Here is a 7830-nt window from a genome sequence, read left to right on the forward strand (position 1 = left end):
CCATCAAAGGTATTGAGGTGATGCGTGCACTACGCAAAGGCCAGGCCTCAGCATTTTATTATGGTGATCCCCTGGGCAAAATGCGCCTGGTAAGCAGAGTTTTTGAAATGTAAGGCCTTTGAATAAGACAAAAGGCTGCCTCATCGCTAACTTTGCAACAGTGCCGGATTGAATATAACCGACGTGACTGTTACATTTAGGTGGCTAAACCCGTCAAGCCCTCAGGAGTGAATCATGACCGTAGTCACGACCGCCGATACCTCCCAACTGTACGCACTTGCAGCCCGACATGGGCTCAAGCTCCATGGCCCGCTGACTGTCAATGAGCTTGGGCTCGACTATAGGATCGTGATCGCCACCGTCGACGATGGACGTCGGTGGGTGCTGCGCATCCCGCGCCGAGCCGAGGTAAGCGCGAAGGTCGAACCAGAGGCGCGGGTGCTGGCAATGCTCAAGAATCGCCTGCCGTTCGCGGTGCCGGACTGGCGCGTGGCCAACGCCGAGCTCGTTGCCTATCCCATGCTCGAAGACTCGACTGCGATGGTCATCCAGCCTGGTTCGTCCACGCCCGACTGGGTCGTGCCGCAGGACTCGGAGGTCTTCGCGGAGAGCTTCGCGACCGCGCTCGCCGCCCTGCATGCCGTCCCCATTTCCGCCGCCGTGGATGCGGGGATGCTCATCCGTACACCGACGCAGGCCCGTCAGAAGGTGGCCGACGACGTTGACCGCGTCCGACGCGAGTTCGTGGTGAACGACAAGCGCCTCCACCGGTGGCAGCGCTGGCTCGACGACGATTCGTCGTGGCCAGATTTCTCCGTGGTGGTGCATGGCGATCTCTACGTGGGCCATGTGCTCATCGACAACACGGAGCGCGTCAGCGGGATGATCGACTGGAGCGAGGCCCGCGTTGATGACCCTGCCATCGACATGGCCGCGCACCTTATGGTCTTTGGTGAAGAGGGGCTCGCGAAGCTCCTCCTCACGTATGAAGCGGCCGGTGGCCGGGTGTGGCCGCGGCTCGCCCACCACATCGCGGAGCGCCTTGCGTTCGGGGCGGTCACCTACGCACTCTTCGCCCTCGACTCGGGTAACGAAGAGTACCTCGCTGCGGCGAAGGCGCAGCTCGCCGCAGCGGAATGAGCGAACGTCGATATAGCCCGCTCGCGACGCTGTTCGCGGCGACCTTTCTCTTCCGGATCGGCAACGCGGTGGCGGCCCTCGCGCTTCCATGGTTCGTCCTGTCTCATACAAAGAGCGCGGCCTGGGCGGGCGCCACGGCCGCTAGCAGCGTCATCGCGACCATCATCGGCGCGTGGGTTGGTGGTGGCCTCGTCGATCGGTTCGGGCGCGCGCCCGTCGCATTGATCTCGGGTGTGGTGGGCGGCGTGGCCATGGCGAGCATCCCACTGCTCGATGCCGTTGGCGCCCTCTCGAACACTGGGCTGATCGCTTGCGTGGTGCTCGGTGCCGCGTTCGACGCACCCGGTATGGCCGCGCAGGACAGTGAGCTGCCCAAACTCGGCCACGTCGCCGGGCTCTCCGTTGAGCGCGTCTCGTCACTGAAAGCGGTGATCGGGAACGTCGCGATTCTAGGTGGCCCGGCCCTTGGGGGGGCCGCAATCGGCCTGCTTGGCGCTGCGCCAACGCTCGGGCTGACGGCGTTCTGCTCCGTCCTTGCAGGTCTGCTCGGCGCGTGGGTGCTTCCCGCGCGTGCCGCTCGGACGATGACCACGACGGCGACTCTCTCCATGCGCGCCGGCGTCGCTTTTCTCTGGAGCGAACCCCTGCTGCGCCCTCTCTTTGGTATAGTGATGATCTTCGTGGGCATCGTTGGCGCCAACGGCAGCGTCATCATGCCTGCGCTGTTTGTAGATGCAGGACGCCAAGTAGCAGAGCTCGGGCTGTTCTCCTCAATGATGGGGGCTGGTGGTCTCCTTGGCATTGCCATTCATGCGTCGGTCGGCGCCCGGATATCAGCGCAGAACTGGCTGGCGGTGGCATTTTGTGGCTCTGCGGTGGGCTCGCTTCTGCTTTCACAGTTGCCAGGCGTGCCGGTGCTGATGTTGTTGGGCGCGCTCGTGGGACTGCTGACCGGCTCAGTCTCTCCCATTCTCAACGCTGCCATCTACAACCGCACGCCGCCAGAACTTCTCGGCCGGGTACTCGGCACGGTCTCGGCGGTGATGCTGTCAGCCTCGCCCATGGTTATGCTTGCGGCCGGCGCGTTTGTCGACCTTGCTGGTCCGCTCCCTGGCCTCGTTGTATCGGCCGTGTTTGCGGGGCTCGTGGCTCTACTCTCGCTCCGTCTTCAATTTGCTACAATGGCGGCGGCAGCCACAGCCTCCGCCCCAACCCATACAGAAGGTGAACACTGATGCCCCGCCCCAAGCTCAAGTCCGATGACGAGGTACTCGAGGCCGCCACCGTAGTGCTGAAGCGTTGCGGTCCCATAGAGTTCACGCTCAGCGGAGTAGCAAAGGAGGTGGGGCTCTCCCGCGCAGCGTTAATCCAGCGCTTCACCAACCGCGATACGCTGCTGGTGAGGATGATGGAGCGCGGCGTCGAGCAGGTGCGGCATTACCTGAATGCGATACCGATAGGCGCAGGGCCGCAAGGGCTCTGGGAATTTTTGCAGGTGCTCGTTCGGAGCATGAACACTCGCAACGACTTCTCGGTGAACTATCTCATCTCCTGGTACGAGCTCCAGGTGCCGGAGCTACGCACGCTTGCGATCCAGCGGAACCGCGCGGTGGTGGAGGGGATCCGCAAGCGACTGCCCCCAGGTGCTCCTGCGGCAGCTGAGTTGCTCCTGCACTCGGTCATCGCTGGCGCGACGATGCAGTGGGCCGTCGATCCGGATGGTGAGCTAGCTGATCATGTGCTGGCTCAGATCGCTGCCATCCTGTGTTTAATGTTTCCCGAACACGACGATTTCCAACTCCTCCAGGCACATGCGTAAACGGAGGTGTGCAGAGTCCCTGCGGCAGGCGACGAACACGACCGTCGTCGATTAGTACCGGTACGGTCGGTGGTATCGAAGTCTTGATCACCACTCAGGTCTACGGCTTACAAATGGTGACCATCCCGATACTTGCGTCAGAGCACCGGGCCGATTCTTTGACAGTGAATCACTCCCGTAAGGTTGTGCCGGTGTGGGTGTCCCGGGTCGAGACGATACTCCGCCAATGCGCCCAGCAAACAACCTGGCCATCGCAGGTGGTGGGGAGCGGTGTGGCGGATGAGTTGGACAAGTTGGTGTAGCAGCACGAGCACGGCGAGATAACATCGCAGGAGTTCGACATGCTCAAGAGACAGCTGATTGCGAATCGCGATGCAGATTCATAACCCGATTGCGGGTTGGCTTCACTCCACCATCACCGAGCAGACTAGCACGGCGGGCTCTGTTGCAAAGATTGGCGGCAGTCAGAGGTAGGCTGTCGCTCTGCGCCGATCAGGCGGCTGCTGCGAAATGGTGGTTGAGCATGCCCATGGCCTCCGTCAGCGCCGAGGGCCCAATGCCAAAAGCTCTCTCCACAAGGCGCACCTCGCCCCTGATGCCGGGCTGCAGGCACCAGGGGCGAGCCTGTCCTTTGCGCAGGGCTCGCATGACTTCGAATCCCTTGATCGTGGCATAGGCCGTGGGGATCGATTTGAAACCGCGCACCGGCTTGATCAGTATCTTGAGCTTTCCGTGATCGGCCTCGATCACGTTATTGAGATACTTCACCTGCCGGTGGGCCGTCTCCCGGTCCAGCTTTCCTTCGCGCTTCAATTCGGTGATCGCTGCACCATAGCTCGGCGCTTTGTCGGTATTGAGCGTGGCAGGCTTTTCCCAGTGCTTCAGGCCTCGCAGGGCCTTGCCCAGGAACCGCTTCGCTGCCTTGGCGCTGCGGGTCGGCGACAGGTAGAAATCGATCGTGTCGCCCCGCTTGTCGACTGCCCGGTACAGGTAGGTCCACTTGCCCCGCACCTTGACGTAGGTTTCATCCAGGCGCCAGCTCGGATCAAAGCCACGCCGCCAGAACCAGCGCAGCCGCTTCTCCATCTCCGGGGCGTAGCACTGGACCCAGCGATAGATCGTCGTATGGTCGACCGAAATGCCGCGTTCCGCCAGCATTTCCTCAAGGTCGCGATAGCTGATCGGATAGCGACAATACCAGCGCACCGCCCACAGGATCACATCACCCTGGAAATGGCGCCACTTGAAATCCGTCATCGTTCCGTCCGTCCAATCTCCGCCAAGCATGCTCAAGCTTCACGATTTTTGCAACAGAGCCCACACGAGTATTGAGCATAGTCGAGATTGGTGCAGATCACTTCTGATATTGAACTGTCAGGAGCTGGCTGCACAACAGCCATTACGCCCAATCAACTGGTGCAGTCGTCTTCTGAAAATGACAATCCAGTTAGGGTATAGCTCAACCTGACATAGAAGCAAAAACTCAACCACCTTCTACCAACTCTCCGAACAGCTCCTTGACCTTTGTTTTCGCATCAGCAAGTGCAGTTCTGCCTTGTTCAGTGATGTCATAAACACGCCGTTCACGTCGCCCGGTGCGTTCGTGGCGTGAGGTCAGATAGCCTTTTTTTTCCAGGCCGTGCAGCATCGGGTACACGGTGCCAGCGCTCATCTCGTAGCCGTGTCGGCGTAGCTCTTCGATGATCCCCAGCCCAAAGACAGGTTCCTCGGCTGCATGGTGAAGGATGTGCAGGCGGATCAAACCGCCGTAGAGGTCTTTGTCAGTCATTTTTTGTGCCTCACAGAGCGACGCTCAACAGCCACCCAGCTGCACCGCTACCGAGGACAACCAGCCACGGCGGGAGCTTCCAGAACATAAGTGCGACAAGGGCAACTAATGCCAAGCCGAAGTCTTGCGGCTGAAAGATGGCGCTAGTCCATACAGGCTGATACAGCGCGGCCAGCAGCAAGCCGACTACAGCGGCATTGATCCCGGCCAGCGCAGCTTGGATGCCTGTATTGCGGCGCAAACGCTCCCAAAATGGCATTGATCCGACGACCAGCAAGAACGAGGGCGCGAAGATAGCCAGCAGACACACAATGCCGCCGATCCAGCCCGACGGGGCGGTGTTCATCGAGGCACCAAGAAACGCGGCGAACGTGAACAAAGGGCCGGGCACCGCTTGAGCTGCCCCGTACCCCGCGAGAAAGGATTCATTGTTGACCCAGCCGGAGGGCACCACTTCGGCTTGCAGTAATGGCAGCACAACGTGACCACCGCCGAACACCAGTGATCCGACACGATAGAAGGAATCCACCATTGCCATGGTTTGACTTGGCATCAGTTCGGCCAACACCGGCAGGCCAATCAGCAAGACAAAGAACAGCGAGAGCCAAAGCACGCCGGCCCGGTGACTGACCGTGATAGGTAGGGGGTCATGCTCAACAACTTTCGCTGGCTTGAACAATAACCGGCCTGCGATGCCTGCGATAGCAATCACGCCAACCTGTCCCCACGCGGACGGCACAAGTAAAACGACGCAGGTAGCAATTGCCATGATGGTGACTCGCAGCCCATCCGTGCATAGGTTACGCGCCATGCCCCATACTGCTTGAGCGACCACGGCCACAGCCACCACTTTTAAGCCATGCAACGCGCCCTGCGAGACGTAATCGCCATAGCTGGAGATGCCGAGCGCAAAAAGGATCAAGGCTATGGCAGACGGCAGCGTGAAGCCAGCCCAAGCAGCCAGCGCCCCGCTGTATCCAGCCCGAGACAGTCCTACCGCTATGCCGACCTGGCTGCTTGCAGGCCCTGGCAAGAACTGACAAAGCGCGACCAAGTCAGCATAGCTCCGTTCGGAGAGCCAGCGCCGCCGTGTGACAAATTCGGCGCGGAAGTAGCCCAAGTGCGCAATGGGGCCGCCAAAAGATGTCAATCCAAGCCGCAGAAAAATAAGAAAGACCGACCATGGTCTGCTGTCATCGGTAGGGTTATTCGTCATACTTTCGCCTTCATGATCTGCAACGAGTTGATCAATAATAAGCGAAATTCGATAACGAAATTCGATATAAATCTAGAAAAAAATACCTCTATGTGTACTACGCAGTTTTAGCTGTGGCTTTCACAGGAGCACGCTTACTTACGGCTTAGCGTGCTTTATTTAATGAGATGGTCACTCCCTCCTTCCCGGTACTATGCTGAGGATAGGCTTTCATTCGGAGAACTATCATGGAAAACATTGCGCTCATTGGTATCGATCTGGGTAAAAACTCTTTCCATATTCATTGCCAAGATCGTCGCGGCAAGGCTGTTTACCGTAAAAAATTTACACGGCCAAAGTTAATCGAATTTTTGGCGACATGCCCCGCTACAACCATCGCAATGGAAGCCTGTGGTGGCTCTCACTTTATGGCACGCAAGTTGGAAGAGTTGGGGCATTTTCCTAAGCTGATATCACCACAATTTGTCCGTCCATTCGTTAAAAGTAACAAAAACGACTTTGTCGACGCCGAAGCTATTTGTGAAGCTGCATCGCGTCCGTCTATGCGTTTTGTACAGCCCAGAACTGAATCTCAGCAGGCAATGCGTGCGCTGCATCGTGTCCGTGAATCCCTGGTTCAGGATAAGGTAAAAACAACCAATCAGATGCATGCTTTTCTGCTGGAATTTGGCATCAGCGTTCCACGAGGAGCTGCCGTTATTAGCCGACTGAGTACCCTTCTTGAGGACAATAGTTTGCCTCTTTACCTCAGCCAGTTATTGCTGAAATTACAACAGCATTATCACTATCTTGTTGAGCAGATTAAAGATTTGGAATCCCAGTTGAAACGAAAGTTGGACGAAGATGAGGTTGGACAGCGCTTGCTGAGCATTCCCTGCGTCGGAACACTGACAGCGAGTACTATTTCAACTGAGATTGGCGACGGGAAGCAGTACGCCAGCAGTCGTGACTTTGCGGCGGCAACAGGGCTAGTGCCTCGACAGTACAGCACGGGAGGTCGGACGACATTGCTGGGAATTAGTAAGCGAGGTAACAAAAAGATCCGAACTTTGTTGGTTCAATGTGCCAGGGTATTCATACAAAAACTGGAACACCAGTCTGGCAAATTGGCCGATTGGGTCAGGGATCTACTGTGTAGGAAAAGCAACTTTGTCGTCACTTGTGCTCTGGCAAACAAGCTGGCCAGAATAGCCTGGGCCCTAACGGCACGACAGCAAACTTATGTAGCATAACGGCAGAAATACACCGGTTTAAAGAATCACTGATCTGGTTTTGCGAATACTGATATTGATGATACTAACGGCCCACCGGCCTGTTGAGGAACCTGTAAAACGGAAAGGCTCATTGAAGCCGTATATTTTCTGGAGGTTCATCAGGCGCGGAACTCATCGAGGCGCGGGAATAAAATCCCATTCAGACGCCGGATAGATTCAAGCAAGCCAATTTATCGTCAAAATCGGTGTTGCAAAAACGGGAGTGACCATAGATTCCGTTTTCTGAGGCGATCCCTAGGAGCTCGGATCTCAGGACGAAGGTCTCCGCGAATGTCCGGTCGATCCGCGCGACGTCCCAGGCGGGCGTTCCCTTGGCGGACATCCACGCCGCAGCGTCGTGCATCAGCCGCACAACCTCGTCGATATCACCCGAGCAGGCGACCCGAACGTTCGGAGGCTCCTCGCTGTCCATTCGCTCCCCTGGCGCGGTATGAACCGCCGCCTCATAGTGCAGTTTGATCCTGACGAGCCCAGCATGTCTGCGCCCACCTTCGCGGAACCTGACCAGGGTCCGCTAGCGGGCGGCCGGAAGGTGAATGCTAGGCATGATCTAACCCTCGGTCTCTGGCGTCGCGACTGCGAAATTTCGCGA

The 7830-nt window shown here is 58.0% G+C and carries 8 protein-coding genes and 1 pseudogene; 5 read left to right on the top strand and 4 right to left on the bottom strand.

The window, feature by feature from the left end; all coding sequences use genetic code 11:
- The 4 genes and pseudogenes from PG879_RS20140 to mphR(A) all read left to right on the top strand — a co-directional run.
- Positions 1-113 (top strand): annotated as a pseudogene (locus tag PG879_RS20140) (IS6 family transposase); the annotation flags it as partial.
- 121 nt (positions 114-234) lie between these two features.
- Positions 235-1140: an Mph(A) family macrolide 2'-phosphotransferase gene (locus tag PG879_RS20145; RefSeq protein ID WP_000219391.1), complete on the top strand. Its 906-nt coding sequence runs from the start codon at positions 235-237 to the stop codon at positions 1138-1140.
- On the top strand, positions 1137-2375 hold the full coding sequence (mrx(A), locus tag PG879_RS20150) for a macrolide resistance MFS transporter Mrx(A) (protein ID WP_000004159.1): 1239 nt from the start codon (positions 1137-1139) through the stop codon (positions 2373-2375). The genes PG879_RS20145 and mrx(A) overlap by 4 nt, the downstream gene beginning before the upstream one ends.
- Positions 2375-2959 (top strand): macrolide-binding transcriptional repressor MphR(A), encoded by a 585-nt coding sequence (mphR(A), locus tag PG879_RS20155; protein WP_001137892.1) that lies wholly within the window; start codon positions 2375-2377, stop codon positions 2957-2959. Before mrx(A) ends, mphR(A) begins: the two co-directional genes overlap by 1 nt.
- Before the next feature lie 492 nt (positions 2960-3451).
- Here mphR(A) and PG879_RS20160 read toward each other — a convergent pair whose 3' ends face one another.
- The 3 genes from PG879_RS20160 to chrA form a co-directional block, all read right to left on the bottom strand.
- Entirely contained in the window at positions 3452-4216 is a 765-nt protein-coding gene (locus PG879_RS20160; RefSeq protein WP_001389365.1) for an IS6-like element IS6100 family transposase, read from the bottom strand.
- A gap of 226 nt (positions 4217-4442) precedes the next feature.
- Positions 4443-4748, bottom strand: a complete 306-nt coding sequence (locus PG879_RS20170; protein ID WP_000130000.1) for a PadR family transcriptional regulator — start codon at positions 4746-4748, stop codon at positions 4443-4445.
- A 10-nt stretch (positions 4749-4758) separates the two neighbouring features.
- Positions 4759-5964 carry a chromate efflux transporter gene (chrA, locus tag PG879_RS20175; RefSeq protein WP_000184001.1) on the bottom strand — a complete coding sequence of 402 codons (1206 nt, stop codon included), beginning with the start codon at positions 5962-5964 and terminating at the stop codon, positions 4759-4761.
- 227 nt (positions 5965-6191) lie between these two features.
- Between chrA and PG879_RS20180 the strand changes: the two genes are divergently transcribed.
- Positions 6192-7196 (top strand): IS110-like element IS4321 family transposase, encoded by a 1005-nt coding sequence (locus PG879_RS20180; RefSeq protein WP_040120329.1) that lies wholly within the window; start codon positions 6192-6194, stop codon positions 7194-7196.
- A gap of 181 nt (positions 7197-7377) precedes the next feature.
- Here PG879_RS20180 and PG879_RS20185 read toward each other — a convergent pair whose 3' ends face one another.
- The gene (locus PG879_RS20185) at positions 7378-7650 is read right to left on the bottom strand and encodes a hypothetical protein (RefSeq protein ID WP_004883563.1); all 273 of its coding nucleotides are present in this window, start codon (positions 7648-7650) and stop codon (positions 7378-7380) included.
- Between the last annotated feature and the right edge of the window lie 180 nt (positions 7651-7830).

This window comes from Aeromonas sp. QDB63 (assembly GCF_027707425.1).
Lineage (GTDB): Bacteria > Pseudomonadota > Gammaproteobacteria > Enterobacterales > Aeromonadaceae > Aeromonas > Aeromonas caviae.